At 71.6% G+C, this 17,884-nt stretch carries 19 protein-coding genes; 15 read left to right on the top strand and 4 right to left on the bottom strand.

The features are described 5' to 3' along the window. Positions 1–55 precede the first annotated feature (55 nt). The 9 genes from ACWCQK_RS20465 (at position 56) to ACWCQK_RS20505 (ending at position 7,503) form a co-directional block, all read left to right on the top strand. Positions 56–661, top strand: a complete 606-nt coding sequence (locus ACWCQK_RS20465; protein ID WP_451156742.1) for a riboflavin synthase — start codon at positions 56–58, stop codon at positions 659–661. Beyond that, positions 658–1,302: a nicotinamide riboside transporter PnuC gene (gene pnuC, locus ACWCQK_RS20470; protein WP_451156744.1), complete on the top strand. Its 645-nt coding sequence runs from the start codon at positions 658–660 to the stop codon at positions 1,300–1,302. Before ACWCQK_RS20465 ends, pnuC begins: the two co-directional genes overlap by 4 nt. Next, positions 1,299–2,588: a bifunctional 3,4-dihydroxy-2-butanone-4-phosphate synthase/GTP cyclohydrolase II gene (locus ACWCQK_RS20475; RefSeq protein WP_451156746.1), complete on the top strand. Its 1,290-nt coding sequence runs from the start codon at positions 1,299–1,301 to the stop codon at positions 2,586–2,588. Before pnuC ends, ACWCQK_RS20475 begins: the two co-directional genes overlap by 4 nt. A gap of 49 nt (positions 2,589–2,637) precedes the next feature. Next, complete coding sequence (gene ribH / locus ACWCQK_RS20480; protein WP_162469340.1) at positions 2,638–3,123, top strand: 6,7-dimethyl-8-ribityllumazine synthase; 486 nt, start codon at positions 2,638–2,640, stop codon at positions 3,121–3,123. A 34-nt stretch (positions 3,124–3,157) separates the two neighbouring features. After that, a complete protein-coding gene (locus tag ACWCQK_RS20485) occupies positions 3,158–3,430 on the top strand; it encodes a phosphoribosyl-ATP diphosphatase (protein ID WP_031486114.1) in 273 nt (90 codons plus the stop codon). Positions 3,431–3,501: 71 nt separating this feature from the next. Beyond that, positions 3,502–4,350 carry an ATP phosphoribosyltransferase gene (gene hisG, locus ACWCQK_RS20490; RefSeq protein ID WP_451156748.1) on the top strand — a complete coding sequence of 283 codons (849 nt, stop codon included), beginning with the start codon at positions 3,502–3,504 and terminating at the stop codon, positions 4,348–4,350. A gap of 20 nt (positions 4,351–4,370) precedes the next feature. Then, complete coding sequence (locus ACWCQK_RS20495; protein WP_451156750.1) at positions 4,371–4,829, top strand: PH domain-containing protein; 459 nt, start codon at positions 4,371–4,373, stop codon at positions 4,827–4,829. A 227-nt stretch (positions 4,830–5,056) separates the two neighbouring features. Further along, entirely contained in the window at positions 5,057–6,382 is a 1,326-nt protein-coding gene (locus tag ACWCQK_RS20500; protein WP_451156752.1) for a hemolysin family protein, read from the top strand. After that, positions 6,379–7,503: a hemolysin family protein gene (locus ACWCQK_RS20505; protein ID WP_451156754.1), complete on the top strand. Its 1,125-nt coding sequence runs from the start codon at positions 6,379–6,381 to the stop codon at positions 7,501–7,503. The genes ACWCQK_RS20500 and ACWCQK_RS20505 overlap by 4 nt, the downstream gene beginning before the upstream one ends. A gap of 25 nt (positions 7,504–7,528) precedes the next feature. Here ACWCQK_RS20505 and ACWCQK_RS20510 read toward each other — a convergent pair whose 3' ends face one another. Continuing rightward, a complete protein-coding gene (locus tag ACWCQK_RS20510; protein ID WP_451156756.1) occupies positions 7,529–9,394 on the bottom strand; it encodes an AAA family ATPase in 1,866 nt (621 codons plus the stop codon). A gap of 447 nt (positions 9,395–9,841) precedes the next feature. Then, complete coding sequence (locus tag ACWCQK_RS20515; protein ID WP_451156878.1) at positions 9,842–10,462, bottom strand: uridine kinase family protein; 621 nt, start codon at positions 10,460–10,462, stop codon at positions 9,842–9,844. Positions 10,463–10,697: 235 nt separating this feature from the next. Here ACWCQK_RS20515 and ACWCQK_RS20520 point away from each other — a divergent pair, with 235 nt between their 5' ends. The 4 genes from ACWCQK_RS20520 (at position 10,698) to ACWCQK_RS20535 (ending at position 14,588) form a co-directional block, all read left to right on the top strand. Then, the gene (locus tag ACWCQK_RS20520) at positions 10,698–12,059 is read left to right on the top strand and encodes a peptidase C39 family protein (protein WP_451156758.1); all 1,362 of its coding nucleotides are present in this window, start codon (positions 10,698–10,700) and stop codon (positions 12,057–12,059) included. Positions 12,060–12,256: 197 nt separating this feature from the next. Continuing rightward, positions 12,257–12,397, top strand: a complete 141-nt coding sequence (locus tag ACWCQK_RS20525; protein WP_451156760.1) for an SCO1431 family membrane protein — start codon at positions 12,257–12,259, stop codon at positions 12,395–12,397. A 65-nt stretch (positions 12,398–12,462) separates the two neighbouring features. Then, entirely contained in the window at positions 12,463–13,125 is a 663-nt protein-coding gene (locus tag ACWCQK_RS20530; RefSeq protein ID WP_451156762.1) for a TetR/AcrR family transcriptional regulator, read from the top strand. A 290-nt stretch (positions 13,126–13,415) separates the two neighbouring features. Further along, the gene (locus tag ACWCQK_RS20535; protein ID WP_451156764.1) at positions 13,416–14,588 is read left to right on the top strand and encodes an acyl-CoA dehydrogenase family protein; all 1,173 of its coding nucleotides are present in this window, start codon (positions 13,416–13,418) and stop codon (positions 14,586–14,588) included. Here the strand turns inward: ACWCQK_RS20535 and ACWCQK_RS20540 are convergent. Continuing rightward, positions 14,551–14,799 carry a hypothetical protein gene (locus ACWCQK_RS20540; protein ID WP_451156766.1) on the bottom strand — a complete coding sequence of 83 codons (249 nt, stop codon included), beginning with the start codon at positions 14,797–14,799 and terminating at the stop codon, positions 14,551–14,553. The two genes, ACWCQK_RS20535 and ACWCQK_RS20540, sit on opposite strands and share 38 nt — an antisense overlap. A gap of 153 nt (positions 14,800–14,952) precedes the next feature. Here ACWCQK_RS20540 and ACWCQK_RS20545 point away from each other — a divergent pair, with 153 nt between their 5' ends. Together ACWCQK_RS20545 and ACWCQK_RS20550 are read left to right on the top strand one after the other, a co-directional pair. Then, complete coding sequence (locus tag ACWCQK_RS20545; protein WP_451156768.1) at positions 14,953–16,056, top strand: hypothetical protein; 1,104 nt, start codon at positions 14,953–14,955, stop codon at positions 16,054–16,056. A gap of 13 nt (positions 16,057–16,069) precedes the next feature. Beyond that, on the top strand, positions 16,070–17,164 hold the full coding sequence (locus ACWCQK_RS20550; protein ID WP_451156770.1) for a phosphotransferase family protein: 1,095 nt from the start codon (positions 16,070–16,072) through the stop codon (positions 17,162–17,164). A 10-nt stretch (positions 17,165–17,174) separates the two neighbouring features. On the opposite strand, the gene ACWCQK_RS20555 is transcribed toward ACWCQK_RS20550, so the two are convergent. Beyond that, on the bottom strand, positions 17,175–17,612 hold the full coding sequence (locus ACWCQK_RS20555) for a hypothetical protein (protein ID WP_451156772.1): 438 nt from the start codon (positions 17,610–17,612) through the stop codon (positions 17,175–17,177). Between the last annotated feature and the right edge of the window lie 272 nt (positions 17,613–17,884).

Here is a 17,884-nt window from a genome sequence, read left to right on the forward strand (position 1 = left end):
TCGTCATCGACAGGCCCCGGAGTCCGTGCCCCTATGTGGCAGGAGGACCCGGGAAGTGTTCACCGGAATCGTCGAAGAGCTGGGCGAGATCACCGCCGTCGAGAACCTCGGCGACGCCTCACGCTTCCGGCTGCGCGGCCCCGTCGTGACCGAGGGCGCGAAGCACGGCGACTCCATCGCCGTGAACGGCGTCTGCCTCACCGTCGTCGAGCACGAGGGTGACGAGTTCACCGCCGACGTCATGGCCGAGACGCTCGACCGCTCCAGCCTCGGTGCCCTGAGCGCCGGCTCCCGCGTCAACCTCGAACGTCCCACCGCCGTCGGCGCCCGTCTGGGCGGCCACATCGTGCAGGGACACGTCGACGGCACCGGCCGGGTACTGGAGCGCAGGCCGTCCGAGCACTGGGAGATCGTGAAGGTCTCGCTCCCCGCGGACCTCGCCCGCTACGTCGTCGAGAAGGGCTCCATCACGGTCGACGGCATCAGCCTCACCGTCGTCGAGGCCGGCTCCGACCACTTCACCGTCAGCCTCATCCCCACCACGCTCGCCGTGACCACGCTCGGCCTGAAGCAGCCCGGCGACCCGGTCAACCTCGAGGTGGACATCGTCGCCAAGTACGTCGAGCGCCTGCTCGCGGCCGGTCAGGGGGCCGGGAAGTGACCTGGCTGAATTCCGAGGCCTTCGTCCTGTTCGACCAGCACATCAAGTGGTCGGACATGATCGGCAACGTGATCGGCCTGATCGCTCTCGCCTTCGGCTGGCGGCGCTCCATCTGGAGCTGGCCCGCCCAGTTCGTCTCCGGCCTCATCCTCTTCGCGGCCTTCGCCGACGCCCACCTCTCCGGCAGCGCCGGCAAGCAGGTCGTCGTGATGGTCGTCGCCGGATACGGCTGGTGGCAGTGGAACCGCGGCCGGGGCCAGGGCGAGGACGGCCACATCGCCGTCCGCTTCGCCACCTGGCGCGAGCGCGGGGCGCTGGTCGCGGCCGCCGCCGTCGGCACGGTCGCGGTGGCCGTGCTCTTCAAGGCCTACCCGTCCCTGTCCTGGGACCCGTGGCCGGACGCGTACATCTTCGTCGGCACCGTCGTCGCCATGTACGCACAGGCCCGCGGCATGGTCGAGTTCTGGTTCGCCTGGCTGCTGGTCGACGTCGTCGGCGTCCCCCTGAACTTCGCCAACGGCTTCGCCTTCTCCGGCTTCGTCTACGTCATCTACGGCGCGCTCGTCCTGTGGGGCGCGCGCGACTGGTGGCTGCGGTCCCGCAAGGGGCCCCAGCCCGCTCTGGAAGGAGCGCCGGCATGAGCGCGGCACCGATCCTGTACAGCACCGACGGCGTCGAGGACCTCGCGCTCGACCCGATCGAGCAGGCCATCGCGGACATCGCGGCCGGCCGGCCGATCGTGGTCGTCGACGACGAGGACCGCGAGAACGAGGGCGACCTCGTCATCGCCGCCGAGAAGGCCACCCCCGAGATCATCGCCTTCATGATGAGCGAGTGCCGCGGCCTGATCTGCGCCCCCATGGAGGGCGCCGAACTGGACCGGCTCCAGCTCCCGCAGATGGTCGAGGACAACACCGAGTCCATGAAGACGGCGTTCACCGTCTCCGTGGACGCCTCCGCCGCCCACGGCGTGAGCACCGGCATCTCGGCCTCCGACCGCGCCGCCACGCTGCGCGTCCTCGCGAGCGGCACGGCGGAGCCGACCGACCTGGTCCGCCCCGGCCACGTCTTCCCGCTGCGCGCCAGGTCCGGAGGCGTCCTGGTCCGCAACGGCCACACCGAGGCCGCCGTCGACCTCGCCCGTCTCGCGGGCCTGCGCCCGGCCGGCGCGATCGTCGAGATCGCCGGCGAGGACGGCCGTATGCTGCGCCTGCCCGAGCTGATCCCGTTCGCCCGCAAGCACGGACTGACGATCATCTCCATCGAGGACCTGATCGCCTACCGCCGCTCCGCCGAGCCCACCGTCCGGCGCGAGGCCCAGGTCCGCCTGCCCACCGTCCACGGCGCGTTCACGGCGTACGGCTACCGCTCGACCGTCGACGGCGTCGAGCACGTCGCCCTGGTCCACGGCGAGATCGGCGACGGCGAGGACGTCCTGGTCCGCGTCCACTCCGAGTGCCTCACCGGCGACGTCTTCGGCTCCCAGCGCTGCGACTGCGGCCCCCAGCTGGACGCCTCCCTGGAACGCATCCAGAGCGAGGGCCGGGGCGTGGTGGTCTACCTGCGCGGACACGAGGGCCGCGGCATCGGCCTGCTGTCCAAGCTGCGCGCGTACGAGCTCCAGGAGCGCGGCCACGACACCCTCGACGCCAACCTCGAACTCGGCCTGCCCGCCGACGCCCGCGACTACGGCGCCGGCGCGCAGATCCTCGAGGACCTCGGCGTGCGCAGCGTGCGGCTGATGACCAACAACCCCGACAAGACCGACGCGATGGTGCGCCACGGCCTCAGGGTCACCGGCCGCGAGCCGATGCCCGTACAGGCGGGTGAGCACAATCTCCGCTACCTGCGCACCAAGCGGGACCGGATGGGTCACGACCTGCCCTGGCTGGACGCGCCCACCGCGTCCACCTGCGGCAACCAGTAAAACCAGCAAGACCAGCAAGACCAGCAAGAACAGAGCACTGAGGAGAGACGTGAGCGGCAAGGGCGCACCGGAACTGTCCGTACGCAATGTGGGTGACCTGCGGGTCGCCGTCATCGCGGCACAGTGGCACGAGAAGGTGATGGACGGTCTGGTGGACGGCGCGCTGCGCGCCCTGCACGACCTGGGCATCGACGAGCCGACCCTGCTCAGGGTCCCCGGCAGCTGGGAGCTCCCGGTGGCCGCCAAGGTCCTCGCGGGCCGCGGCTACGACGCCGTCGTGGCGCTGGGTGTCGTCATCCGCGGAGGCACACCCCACTTCGAGTACGTGTGCCAGGGCGTCACCCAGGGCCTCACCCAGGTCTCCGTCGAGACCGGCGTCCCCGTCGGCTTCGGCGTGCTGACCTGCGACACCGAGGAGCAGGCACTGGACCGGGCGGGCATCGAGGGGTCCAGCGAGGACAAGGGACACGAGGCGGTGACCGCGGCGGTGGCGACCGCGGCCACCCTGCGCTCGGTATCCGAACCCTGGCACTGAGGCACCGCGCGGACCGCGTAGGGTGAGGACCACCATGTCCAAGAAGACTTTCGAGGAGCTCTTCACCGAGCTCCAGCACAAGGCAGCCAACGGCGATCCCGCCACTTCCCGTACCGCGGAACTGGTCGGCAAGGGGGTTCATGCCATCGGCAAGAAGGTCGTCGAGGAGGCCGCCGAGGTCTGGATGGCCGCCGAGTACGAGGGCAAGGAGGCGGCGGCCGAGGAGATCTCGCAGCTGCTGTACCACGTCCAGGTGATGATGGTCGCCCGCGGGATCTCGCTGGACGACGTCTACGCCCATCTCTGAGCCGTACGCGCGCCCTCACCCCGTTCCGCCCCGCTCCACCCCGTTCGAAACAAGCAAAGGAAGCCGTCCTCATGCTGCGCATCGCCGTCCCGAACAAGGGTTCCCTGTCCGGACCTGCGGCGGACATGCTGCATGAGGCCGGCTACCAGCAGCGCCGCGAGTCCAAGGAACTGCGGGTCGTCGACCCGGTCAACGAGGTCGAGTTCTTCTACCTCCGCCCGCGCGACATCGCGATCTACGTCTCCTCCGGCCGCCTCGACATCGGCATCACCGGCCGCGACCTGCTGGTCGACTCCGCGGCCAAGGCCGAGGTGATCCTGCCGCTCGGCTTCGCCCGCTCCACCTTCCGCTTCGCCACCAAGCCCGGCACCGTGAACAGCGTGGCGGACCTGAAGGGCAGGACGGTCGCCACCTCCTACGAGGGCATCGTCGCGGCCTACCTCGACGACCAGGGCATCGAGGCCTCCGTGGTCCACCTCGACGGCGCCGTCGAGACCGCGATCGAACTCGGCGTCGCCGAGGTCATCGCGGACGTGGTCGAGACCGGTACCTCGCTGCGCAACGCGGGCCTGGAGGTCTTCGGGGACCCCATCATGAAGTCCGAGGCCGTCGTCATCCGCCGTTCCGGCGCGGATGTCGAGGAGCCCAAGGTCGAGCAGTTCCTGCGCCGCCTCCAGGGCGTCCTGGTGGCCCGCACCTACGTGATGATGGACTACGACTGCCGGGTCGAGCAGCTGGAGAAGGCCGTCGCGCTGACTCCGGGCCTGGAGTCCCCGACCGTCTCCCCGCTGCACAACGAGGGCTGGGTCGCCGTCCGCGCGATGGTCCCCGCCAAGGAAGCCCAGCGGATCATGGACGACCTCTACGACATCGGCGCCCGGGCCATCCTGACCACGGCCATCCACGCCTGCCGCCTCTGAGCCCGGGGAACCGCACAGCGATGTCCGACCAGCCCACCAGCCTTCCCGTCACCTTCCGGCCGGGCCGCACCCGCGCGGTGCTGCTCGGCGCCGGTGTCGCGATCTTCGTGGTCCTCACCGCGGTCCCGCTGCTCCTGGAGCAGCTCGGCCCGGGGGACCGGATCACCTTCATCGTCACCGGAGCCCTCATCTTCTGGGTGCTGGCCCAGCTCGCCCGGGTGAAGGTCGTCGCCGACGAGTCCGGCGTCACCGTCGTGAACATCGCCGGCAAGCGGCGCCTGGCCTGGGCGGAGATCCTCCGGGTGAACCTGCGCGCCGGAGATCCCTGGGTGTTCCTCGACCTCAGCGACGGCACCAGCCTGCCCGCGCTCGGCATCCAGCCGGGCATCGCGAAGCAGCGTGCCATCGCCGACGCGCGCGCCCTGCGGGCGCTCGTCGAGGCCCGTTCCAGCCACGATCCCGAGCGACATCAGGACTGACTCGGGGACGTCCACCCTGCCGCACATGCCGGTGTCTTGATTAATCTGGTGGCGGAGGCGTTTTTCGCTGCGCCTCCGCCCCTGTGGTGCCACCCCGGCGCACAGGGGTTCCTGCAACCCGAGGAGTGACCCTCTCCGGCGATGGACGGATCGTCCTGTAGTACCTGCGCCGCCCCCTCCCGACATAGCGCGGACCACGTCCGCGGCATTGCGGAGGCGGCGGCATCATGACCATCCCCCTGCTGCTCCTCGGAGCGGCGTTCCTGCTCATTCTCGCCAACGGATTCTTCGTGGCGGCGGAGTTCGGCCTGGTGACGGTCGAGCGCCCGGAGGCCGAGAAGGCGGCCGCCGAGGGCGACCGACGGGCCCGCACGGTCGTCGAGTCGCTCAAGGAGCTCTCCTTCCAGCTCTCCGGCACCCAGCTCGGCATCACCATCACCTCGCTCGTCGTGGGCATGCTCGCCGAACCGGCGCTCGCCCGGCTGCTGCACGGCCCGTTCACCGCGGTGGGCGTGCCCGAGGGCGCGGCCTCCGGTGTCGCCGTGGTCGCCGGCATGCTGCTGGCGGCGGCCGTGCAGATGGTGATCGGCGAACTCGTGCCGAAGAACTGGGCGATCTCCAAGCCCCTGCAGGTCGCCCGCTTCGTCGCGGGCCCGCAGCATCTCTTCGCCCGCCTGTTCAGGCCGGTGATCTCCGCTCTCAACGCCGTCGCCAACCGGCTCGTGCGAGCCCTCGGCATCGAGCCCGCCGAGGAGCTGGCCTCCGCCCGCACCCCCGGTGAGCTCGTCTCGCTCGCCCGGCACTCGGCCAGGGCCGGCGCCCTGGAGCAGGACACGGCCGACCTGTTCGTGCGGACGCTGTCGCTGGCCGAGCTCACCGCGCAGCACGTCATGACGCCCCGCGTCAGGGTGAGCGCGCTCCAGTCGTCGGCGACCGCCGAGGACGTGGTCAACCTCACCCGGGCCACCGGCCTGTCCCGTTTCCCGGTCTACCGGGAGAAGATCGACGAGATCGTCGGCATGGTCCACCTCAAGGACGCGCTGGCGATCACCGCGCACGACCGGCTGCGTACCCCGGTCGGCCGAATCGCCCGCCACGCGTTGCTCGTCCCCGAGACGCTGCCGGTGCAGCCGCTGCTCGCGAGGCTGCGCAGCGAGCAGCCCATCGCGGTCGTCGTCGACGAGTACGGCGGCACGGCAGGCGTGGTCACCCTGGAGGACATCGTCGAGGAACTCGTCGGCGAGGTCCGCGACGAGCACGACCGCCAGGACGTGCCCGAACTGGCCGCCGCCCCGCCCGAGGACGGCAAGCCCGCCTGGGACGTCGACGGCAGCTGCCGGGTCGACGTCCTGCGGCGCATAGGTCTCGACGCGCCCGACGGCCCGTACGAGACCGTCGCCGGGCTCGTGGCCGACCTCCTGGGCCGTATCCCGGCCCCCGGCGACCGGACGGAGCTGCCGGGCTGGCGGCTGTCCGTGCGCCGGGTCGGCCACTATCGCGCGGAGCGGGTCCGGCTGGTCAGGACCGCGGTCGTGCGGGAGGCCGTCCGATGAGCGTGCTGCAACTGTTCTTCGCCGCGCTGCTCGTGCTCGCCAACGGTTTCTTCGTCGGCGCCGAGTTCGCGCTCGTGTCCGTCCGCCGCAGCCAGATCGAGCCGTTGGGCACCGCCCGGGCCCGCCAGGTGCTCTACGGCCTGGAGCGGCTGCCGCAGATGATGGCCGCCACCCAGTTCGGCATCACCGTCTGCTCGCTGACCCTGGGCGCGGTCGCCGAACCGACGGTCGCCCACCTGCTGGAACCGCTGTTCGAAGCGGTCCATCTGCCGCAGGGGGTGATCCACCCTCTGGGCTACGTCATCGCGCTCGCGGCCGTGGTCTTCTTCCACCTCGTGATCGGCGAGATGGTCCCGAAGAACCTGGCCATGGCGGACCCGGAGAAGGCCGCGCTGTGGCTCGGCCCCGGCCTGGTCGCCTTCGCCCGGATGTGCCGGCCGATCACGGTGGCCCTCGGCGCCTGCGCCCAGGGCATCCTCAGGCTCTTCCGCGTCGATCTCAAGGACGAGGTCGAGGCCGTCTTCACCAGTGAGCAGCTGAACCGGCTGGTGGAGGACTCCGGCCAGGCCGGGCTGCTCGCCCCGGAGGAGCGGGAGCGGCTGGGGGACGCCCTCGAACTGGGCTCCCGCCCGGTCATGGACGTGCTGCTGCCGCGCGCTTCCCTGGTGACGGTCAGCCCGTCGGTCACCCCGGGGCAGATCGTGGAGCTCACCGGCCGCACCGGCTACTCCCGCTTCCCGATCGCGGCCGAGACCGGCGCCTTCATGGGCTACCTGCACGTCAAGGACGTCCTCGACCTGGAGGAGTCCCAGCGGGCCGTGCCGCAGCACATCTGGCGGCCGATGACGACCCTGCGGTGCGAACTGCCGCTGGACGACGCGTTGACGGTCATGCGCCGGGCGGCGACGCACCTGGCGCAGGTCGCCGACGGCGCGGGGAAGGTGCTCGGCCTGGTCGCGCTGGAGGACGTGCTGGAGCTGCTGGTCGGCGAGGTACGGGACCCGGCGCACCGGGAGCTCCCGGAGGTCAGGGTGACCGAGCCCCGGGTGAGCGCCGTGCCGGTGCCGGCCGCGCTGGAGCAGGCGGGACCCGCCTCACCGGAGGGGGCCCTGGCGAGCTGACCCGGAGCCGGGGCCGCGGGGTCCGTCACATCGCCGACGGATCCTGCGGCCCCCGCCCCGACAGCACCTCGCCGTACGCCTGCATCAGGTCGGGCAGCCGCAGCGTCGACAGGTCGTCCCGCGACAGGCTCCCCGGATACATCGACAGTCGCAGATCGCGGTAGGCGCAGCTCTTCTCGTACAGCGTCCGCAGGAACCGCCCGTTGCCCAGCTCGTCGATCCACCCCTGGTCGACCACGTGCCCGGCGATGGAGCGCAGCTCGTCGAGCGCCTCCTCGTCCCACACGTCACCGTTCTCGGTGGCCAGCACCTCGCCGATGGAGGTCAGTTCCAGGGGACGGTACGAGGGGAAGTCGACGCGGGTCGTGAAGCGGGACGACAGCCCGGGGTTCGCGGCGAGCAGACGGTCCATGCCCTCGGGGTAGCCGGCCAGGATGACCACCAGGTGGTCCCGGTTGTCCTCCGCCCGCTTCAGCAGGACCTGCAAGGCCTCGTCGCCGTACGCGTCGCCCTTGCCGTACCCCGAGTTGGACAGCGAGTAGGCCTCGTCGACGAAGAGGACGCCACCGAGGGCCGAGTCGATCAGTTCGTTGGCCTTCACGGCCGTCTGGCCGAGGTACTCGCCGACCAGGTCGGCCCGCTGGGCCTCCACGAGATGGTCGCCGCCGAGCAGACCGAGGGCGTAGAAGACCCGGCCGAGGATGCGGGCCACCGTGGTCTTGCCGGTGCCGGAGGGGCCGGAGAAGACGAAGTGCCGCTTGGGCGGCTGCACCGGCAGACCCTGCCCGGTCCGCAGCCGGGCCATGTTCAGCTGTGCCGATAGCGCCTTGACCTGCCGTTTCACCGGCTCCAGGCCCACCATGCGCTCGAGCTCGGCGAGCGCCTCCTCGAGTAATCCGGGGTCGGTGGGGCCGGCCGGCAGCGAGGCAGAGGGGACCGCGGACTTCTCCCGCACCGCCGGGTCGGTCGCCGACGGCAGGGGGCCGGCCGGCGGCAGGTCGGCGCCGGGGAACTTCAGGTCACGGCCCTCGCCGCCGAAGAGCGGGTCGAGGACGTCCGGGCCGTCCACGGTGTCCTGCCCGGTGCCGGTCAGGGTGATCGCCGCGAGGTCGGTGTGGTCGTCGTAGCCGTCGCCCTCGGAGATGGCGGCCAGCCGGGCCGAGGTGTCCATGAAGGCCGGGTCGACGCGGTGCACCGCCCGGTAGAGGGGCAGCGCGGCCGCCGACCGGCCCGTGCCCTCGTGGGCCCGTGCCAGCCAGTACCGCAGCTCCTTGCGCTGCGGCTGCTCGCTGCGGCAGCGCATCAGGGCCGAGGACAGCAGCGGTTCGGCCTGTCCGTACATCTCCAGGCGGACCCGGGCCATGCCGCCGAACAGGCCGGCCTCGATGCCCAGCATGGCGTCGTCGATCAGCGGGTCGGTGTGCCGGACGAGCTGCTCCCAGTCCTTGACCAGGTAGGCGCGGCAGGCGTGCAGGAAGCGGACCTGGGGATCGGCGTCGACGGGCGGAAGCCCGGCGAGCGCCCGGTCCAGCTCCGGGACATGGCGGCCGTCGAGCCAGTGGGAGGCGTGCGCGAGCAGCAGGTCGCGCGGGCTCTCCAGTACCGGCTGCACCCACCAGCCGAGCCAGTACCAGGAGTTGAGGGTGCGCCGGTGCCGGGTGCGCTGTTCGCCGAAGCGCTCGCGGTGCCGGAACATCCGCAGCAGCGCGGTCGTGGTGTCGATGCGCAGCGCGTGCAGGCCGAGCCAGCCGTCGGCCATCCCGGGATCGATCCGCACCGCGGCGCGGAACTCCTCCTCCGCCTGGGGGTAGGCCCCCATCGTGTAGGCGTCCACGCCTCGCAGCCAGGCGAGGTCGGCCGGGGCCTTTGGGCCCTGCGTGCCGAAGTCCATCACGTCACGTCCCCCACAAACCGTGCCCCCGTCGGTATGCCGCCGGGCCGTCGCCCGTCGGTGCCCTGGTCGAACCGCTGTGCCGCGGACCGGAGTTGCCCGGTGCGCGAAGCAGTCGTCCGCAGGTCGCACCGAGGGCATCGTACCTGCGGGGGCGTCACCCATCGAAGGGTGCGGGAGCGGCCGTTTGGCGAGGTGGGAGCGGACGGGCGCGCGCCGACGGTGGTGACCGAGGGTGAGCGGATCGCGCCTCGCGGCAGCCGGAACGAGCCCGGAAAACGGTCTGAGGACAGAACGAAGCCCCCGATCACGGGGGAACAACCGGGGGCTTCGCGTCTCTGAGGCGGCTTCGCATGCCGCACATTCAGAACGTAAGTCCTGTACGGGCCCTCGGTCAAGCCGAGTTGAAGCACTCTCGGAAGTTCGCACACGACGGTCTTCACAGGTTCACCACACTGCGGGTGGTCCGTCACCGTGCGTGATTTTCTGGTCCGGTCCAACGGTTGCGGCAGGCCCCGCCAGCACCTCGTATCCCTTCCGTCCCTGACGCACCAGGAGGTCGGCGAACGAACGGGAGGGGTCGTCGGCGAAGTGCCGGCGTTCCGCCCCGACCCACCCGTCCCAGAAGTCCCGCTGCTCCTCGCCGTCCCGCGAGCGTCCACGCGCCCAGGACTCCTCCCGCGGCAACTCCATCCACAGCAGGCACGCCAGCCACGGGCGCAGTGCGCGGCGGCCCGCGCCGACGCCCTCGACGAGGATCACGGGGGCCGGCGGCAGCGCGCGCGGCGGACCGAAGCGCCGGGTCCGCCAGTCGTAGGGGGCGTAGCGCGCCGTCTCGCCCCGGCCGAGCGGCTCGATCACCTGGGTCGCCAGCCGTCCGGTCCAGGCGAACAACGCGTCGTGGCAGGCGATGTCGTCGAGGTGCAGCACCGGTGCGCCGCCGAGGGCGTCGGCCAACTGCCCGGCGAACGTGGACTTTCCGGAGCCGGCGTGCCCGTCGATCCCGATCAGACGGACCGGACCGCAGGACGGGGCGAGGCGGCGGAGCCGGGAGGCGAGGTGCTGGATGGCCGTTCCTGGGGGTGCGGGTGCGGGTTCGCCGCAGGAGTCTAGCCGCCGTCCCGCGTGGTGCCGCGTACCCCCGCCGTATCAGCTCGTCGCAGGTCATGCCAGTGGTCGAGACCAATATTGGTGGGCGCGGCATGGGTCGAAGTGCTGGCAGGAGCATGCCGCCTGCGGCCATAGTGGGCGCACTGCCGTGCAGTGATCCAACCCGACTCGGACACCTGGGAGTCTTCCGCCCATGAGCAGAGCCGAACACCCGTCCCGGAGAACCGTCCTGGCCGCCGCGGTCGCCGCCGCCGTGGTGGGCGGCGCGGGACCGGCGACCGCCGACACCGCATCCTCCCGCGCCGCCGAAGGAGCTCCGGCCCGCTTGGTCGACAACCACGCCTGGACCACGTACAGCGACTGGCGCCGCGGCGCCTCCCACGGCACCCGGGCCGTCGCGGGCGTCCGGCCGGGCCTCGTGATCGGCACCGCCGCGGGCACCGCCGACTACACGGACCCGCACACCGGCACCACCGCCGCCTGGGAGTACGGGACCTGGACCTCCCCGGTCCACCGGCTCACCGTGCCCGCCACCGAGGTCATCGCCTCCTGGAACGCCCACACCCCGGCCGGCACCTGGCTCCAGATCGAGCTCCAGGGCACGTACTCGGACGGCACGGCCACTCCCTGGTACGTGATGGGGCGCTGGGCCGCCGGCGACCAGGACATCAAGCGGACCTCCGTCGACGACCAGACCGACGGCAAGAGCACCATCTGGACCGACACCTTCTCCATCGACGACGCGGCGTCGGGTCTGCGCCTGGTCTCGTACCGGCTGCGGCTGACCCTCCACCGCAAGCCCGGCACCAAGCTCACGCCCACCGTCTGGCGGCTCGGCGCCATGGGCTCCGACATCCCCGACCGCTTCACGGTCCCCGCCTCCACGCCGGGCCTCGCCAGGGAACTGGCCGTCCCGCGCTACTCGCAGGAGATCCACGCGGGCCAGTACCCCGAGTTCGACAACGGCGGCGAGGCCTGGTGCAGCCCGACCTCCTCGCAGATGATCGTCGAGTACTGGGGCGGCCGGCTCACCCCCGAGCAGCTGGCCTGGATCGACCCCTCGTACGCCGACCCGCAGGTGTGCCACGCGGCGCGGTACACCTACGACCACCAGTACCGCGGCTGCGGCAACTGGCCGTTCAACGCGGCCTACGCGGCCACCTTCAAGGACCTCCAGGGCGTGGTCACCCGGCTCGGCTCCCTCACCGACCTGGAGACGCTGATCGCCGCGGGCATCCCGGCCATCACGTCCCAGTCGTTTCTGAAGACCGAGCTGACGGGGGCCGGCTACGGCACCTCCGGGCATCTCATGACGGTGATCGGCTTCACCGCCGACGGCGATGTGATCGCCAACGACCCGGCCTCGCCGGACGACCAGGCGGTGCGCCGCGTCTACAAGCGGTCCGAGTGGGAGAACATCTGGCTCAGGACCAAGCGGTACAACGCCAGTGGGAACGTCGCCTCGGGCACCGGTGGCGTCTGCTACCTCTACTTCCCGGCGCACCCGACCTCGCGTCAGCGCAAGGCCCTCGAAGCGGTCGGCGTCATCTGCTGACCTCGGGCCGCGCCCCGGGCCGCACGCGGCCCCGGCGGCCGTCGACGGCCCCCGGCGACCCCGGGGGCCGTCGACGGCTGTGACCAAGCTCTCCGCCGCACACGTGCCTCACGGTGGCAAGGTGGACATACCGGTCGGGGAGCGGAGAAGGGCCGGTGGGGGAGTTCGTCGCAGACCTCCGAGAGCAGTGAGAAGCCATGACCGCACAGTCAGCCACCACCGCCCGCGCCCGCACCGGCGGCCCCCGGGAAGACGGCCCGAAGATCCTCGAACACGTCGTGGGCTGGGCCCTCGTCGTGGTGATCGCGATGCTCGTCACCCAGCTCGGACTGCTGTGACCTGAGGCATATTCGACCTGCCATACTGCGGATGTCCCGCCGCCCGTTGGAGACCAGGGTCGATATTGAATATCAGTCAACAGCCCGATGCCGCCGCCCGTCCCCGGGCACGCGGCACCGAGCGTTCGGTGGCGCGCCGCGCCGAACTCATCGCCATCGGGCGGAGACTGTTCGCCGACACGTCGTACGACGCCCTCTCGATGGACGACATCGCCCGGCAGGCGCACGTGGCCAAGGGGCTGATCTACTACTACTTCCAGTCCAAGCGCGGCTACTACCTGGCGATCATCCAGGACTCCGTCGCCGACCTGGTCTCCTACGCGGCGAGCGGTCTCGAACTGGCCCAGGTCGACCGGGTCCACCGCACCATCGACAGCTATCTGCGCTACGCCGAGCACCACCAGGCCGCCTACCGCACGATCGTCAGCGGCGGTGTCGGCTTCGACGCCGAGGTGCACGCCATCCGGGACGGGGTGCGTGAGGCGATCGTGGCGACCATCGCCGACGGCGCGTACGGCCGCGGCGACATCGGGCCGCTGGCCCGGATGGGCCTGGTCGCCTGGGTGTGCAGCGTCGAGGGCGCCACCCTCGACTGGATCGACCGTCCCGTGCTGTCCCGTACGGCCATGGGTGAGCTCCTGGTCAAGACGCTCGGCGGCACCCTGCGCGCCATCGAGGAACTCGACCCCTCCTGCCCCGCGCCGCCGCCCGCCCGCCGCAACGGCTGACCGCCCGAGGTCCGGGGTCCGTGGTCCCCTACGGGCAGGGACTGGACCAGTGGGGTCACGGTTCCGGCCGATTTCGCGACATTCGATCAAGGTATGAAATTCTTGAAGTAAGCGGTCGTTAACTGGTGACTGGATGTCCCCAATCGGGCATACTCACTGCGCACAGCCGCTGGTCAGCCGCTTCCGCGACCCGGGAGCCAGGCCGTGGCCGGACCGAAACAGACCTGGCGGAGCCGCCTCCACCCAAGGCGCACTCCGCCGAGGTGCCCGACAGGGAGGAGAGCGTCGTCATGTCTGAGCGCCCCCCGCAGCCGGTGGAACGGCAACTGCCCACGGACGAGGCCCGGGATCTGATCTCGCTCGTCCGCGACATCGCGCAGCGCGAGATCGCGCCGAAGGCGGCCGAGGAGGAGGACGCCGGACGCTTCCCGCGCGAGGTCTTCACCCTGCTCTCCGAAGCGGGCCTGCTCGGCCTGCCCTACGACTCCGAGTACGACGGCGGCGACCAGTCCTACGAGGTCTACCTCCAGGTCCTGGAGGAACTCGCCGCGGCCCGGCTGACCGTCGGTCTCGGCGTCAGCGTGCACACCCTCGCCTCCTACGCCCTCGCGGCCTACGGCACGAAGGAACAGCAGGTCGAGCACCTGCCGGCGATGCTGGGCGGCGGCCTGCTGGGCGCGTACTGCCTCTCCGAGCCCTCGTCCGGTTCGGACGCCGCGTCCCTGCGCACCCGGGCGGTGCGCGACGGCGACGACTGGGTGATCACCGGGACCAAGGCCTGGATCACCCATGGCGGGGTCGCCGACTTCTACACGGTCATGGCCCGCACCGGCGAGGACGGCCCGCGCGGGATCACCGCGTTCCTGGTGCCCGCCGGCGCCGAGGGACTCGGCGCCGGCGCGCCGGAGAAGAAGATGGGCATGAAGGGCTCGCCCACCGCGCAGGTCAACTTCGACGGCGTCCGCGTCAGCGACGCCCGGCGGATCGGCGAGGAGGGCCAGGGCTTCGCCATCGCCCTGTCCGCCCTCGACTCCGGCCGGCTCGGCATCGCGGCTTGCGCGATCGGCGTGGCCCAGGCGGCGCTCGACGAGGCGGTCGCGTACGCCACCGGGCGGCAGCAGTTCGGGCGGCCCATCGCCGACTTCCAGGGGCTGCGCTTCATGCTGGCCGACATGGCGACGCAGATCGAGGCGGGCCGGGCCCTGTACCTGGCGGCGGCGCGGCTGCGGGACGCCGGACGGCCGTTCGCCAAGCAGGCGGCCATGGCGAAGCTGCACTGCACCGACACCGCGATGAAGGTCACCATCGACGCCGTCCAGGTCCTCGGCGGGTACGGCTACACCGCGGACTTCCCGGCCGAGCGGTACCTGCGCGAGGCCAAGGTCCTCCAGATCGTCGAGGGCACCAACCAGATCCAGCGGATGGTCATCGCCCGTCACCTCGCGGGTCCGGAGACCCGCTGAACTGACCGGGCCGCACCTGCGGGGCCGCCAGCCTGGCCCACTCCGGGTCGTGGCGGCCCGGCAGGGTGCGGCCCCGGTCCGCCCAGGTGCGCAGCAGGGCGCGGTAGATGGGCGGGTCCTGGGGCTGTGGGGGCGGCAGCGGAACCGATTCCGCCGGGGCGGGGACGAACACACGACGGATGCGTCCGGGCGCCTGCTCGGTGGGGGTCATACCAGGGCAACGCGGCGGTGGGTTGACAGGTCACCTGCCCGCGTAATCGACCGTGAGTTCGCTCCGTGACCCCGGGTTCGGGGCCGTCCTGTGTCTGGCCGGCCACGCCTGTCTGACGTACCGTCAACTCCCTTGCGTCCAGGGAGGTGGGCCATGGCCGACGACCGTCCGGTGCCGCTCGACGAGTACCCCGTGCATCAGGTGCCCCTGTCGATGAGGCACGTCGCGACCGGGGACCGCAACGCCTACGACCGCTGCATCTTCCACGTCCTCGACCATCAGGGGCGCGCCCTGCTGATCCTCGGGCTCGGGGTCTACCCGAACCTCGGGGTGATCGACGCCTACGCGACGCTGCGCCTGGGCGACACGCTGCACGCGGTACGGGCCTGCGACGCCCTCGGCGAGGACCGGATGCTGCTCGAGGTCGGACCGCTGCGCATCGAGGTCGAGGAGCCCTTGCGCCGGCTGCGCCTGAGATGCGACGACACGCTGTCGTACGACCTGACCTGGACCGCCGACTTCCCCGCCCTGTGGGAGCCCCACCACCTCCAGCGCCGCGGCGGCAGGCTCATCCTGGAAGGCCGCCGCTTCGTGCAGGCAGGCCACGCCGAGGGCGTGATCCGGGCCGGCGGCCAGGAACTGCGGGTGAGCGCCACGGAGTGGACCGGCACCCGTGACCGCAGCTGGGGTGTGCGCCCCGTCCCGGGAGAGGACGGCGGGCGGCTGGCCCAGGACCATCCGACCGAGGGCTTCCACTGGATCTGGTGCCCGGTCCGCTTCGAGGACCGCTTCCTGATGGTCGCCGTGCAGGAGGACGCCGACGGCTACCGCACCCTGAACGACGCCACCCTCGTCCGGCCCGGCCACCCGGACCGCCAACTCGGCTGGCCCCGGGCCGAGATCACCTACCGGCCCGGCACCCGCCACCCCGAGCGCGCCGTCGTCCACCTCGGCGACCCGCGCGAGCCGCAGGAACTGGAGGCCGAGATCCTGACCTCCTCCCCGCTCGCGATCGGCGCCGGCTACCCGCCCGCCGACGACTGGCAGCACGGCGGCTGGCGCGGGCCCGGCTGGACCGACAGCCGTACCTACGACCTGTCGGACCCCTCCGCGGACCCCCTCGCCGCCTACGGCGTCACCGACCACGCGGCCCGCTTCCGGCTCGACGGCCGGATCGGCCACGGCATCTTCGAACACGGCTCCTTCGGCCGCCACGACCCGAGCGGCTTCACCGGCTTCGACTCGGTCGCACGATGAGGAGGCCGACCGCATGACCACGCCGCCGCGCCCGCGCACCACCACCCGCGACCCGCGGGAACTCACCGCCCGCCTCACCGCCTGGCTCGGCACCTTCCTGCCCGGCGCCAGGGCCACCGGCGTCACCGCCCCCGCGTCCAACGGCATGTCCAGCGAGACCCTGCTCTTCGACATCGAGCACCCCGAACCACCCTTCCGCGCCTGCGCGTTGCGGCTCGCGGCGGACCCGGCGGCGTACACGGTGTTCCCGGTCTACGACATGGGCCGCCAGCACCGCACGATGCGCCTGGTCGCCGACCGTACGGACCTCCCGGTGCCCCGGGTGGGCCGGCTGGAGGAGGACCCGGGGCCGCTCGGCGCGCCCTTCTTCGTGATGGAACGCGTCGAGGGGCGCGTGCCGCCGGACGTGATGCCGTACACCTACGAGGGGAACTGGCTGCACGCGGCGAGCGACGCCGAGCGGGAGCACCTGGAGGCCGCGACCGTCGGGCTGTTGGCCCGGCTGCACGACCAAGTGCCTGCGACCCGCGCCGACTTCCTCGCGACGCCGGGACAGGGAGACGCGCTGCGCCGCCATGTCACCGCCCAACGCGCCTACTACGACTGGGTCGTCGACGGACTTCCCCGCTCACCGCTCATCGAGGACGCCTTCGCCCGGCTGGAGGAACTGTGGCCGCGCGATCCCGGCACGCCCGTACTGAACTGGGGTGACGCCCGCATCGGAAACGTCGTCTACGACGGCTTCGAACCCGCGGCCGTACTGGACTGGGAGATGGCGGCACTCGCCCCGCGCGAGGTGGACCTCGGCTGGACGATCTACCTGCACCGCTTCTTCCAGGACCTCACCGTCGCGTCCGGACAGCGCGGGCTGCCCGACCTCCTGCGCCGCGACCGGGTGGAGCGGCGGTACGCCGAACTCACCGGCCACATACCGCGCGACATGGACTTCCACATCCTGTACGCGGCCCTGCGGCACGCCATCGTCATGCTGCGGGTCGCCTACCGGCAGGTGTACTTCGGCGAGGCCGCCGTCCCGGCGGATCCGGACACACTGATCCTGCACCACGGCAGCCTGCGTGCCATGGTGCAGGGCGGTCAGCGGGACTGAGCGGGACGCCTCAGGCGGCGGCCCGGCGCATCACCGGCACACGCATCGGGCGCGAGCCCGGGCCGCCGACGTGCGAGAAGGGCTGCGTCCGCCAGTCGAGTCCCTGGGGGAGCGTCAACAGGAGGGCGGTGTCCTGCTCCTGGAGCTCGACGGACTCGTCCGCGGGCCGCGCCGTGGCGGCCTCCCGGCCCGTACCGGCGCACACCGTGAGCCCGAACGGGTTCCACGGCGAGGCGCACAGCGCGTGCTCCGGCAGGACCTCCTCGTCGGCCAGCAGCGCGATGGGCTGCGCGCAGTCCGGGCAGATCACCCGGAACATCTCGAAGGTGTCGTACGCGTCGAGCTCGTCGCCGTCGAAGTCGTCGGGTTCGACGCCCTCCGGCGTGGGCTCGACCAGCGGCTGCTGCCGCTTGGGAACGGTACGACCAGGGCGCTTAAGACTCTGCATGGGATTCTCCCCCTCGGGCTGGGCCGTGAAGGCACTGCGGCCTCGACCACAGCAAGCACTTCCCGTCCGCTCTCGGCGGTAATCACGAGGGCATCACGCAGACGGCCCGGATGCTGTGGCGTTCGTCACATGCCGCTCGCAGATGCCCCACACGGTGGATTTGTCGCCCTACCGACTCCCGCACCGGCTCCAGGCCGACCGCTCGACGGCTCCCGCTCACATCACGAACCGGGTGTGACCTGGGCCGCTCAGGTATCGGAGGAGATCAACCG

It is taken from the genome of Streptomyces sp. NPDC002306, from assembly GCF_053593435.1.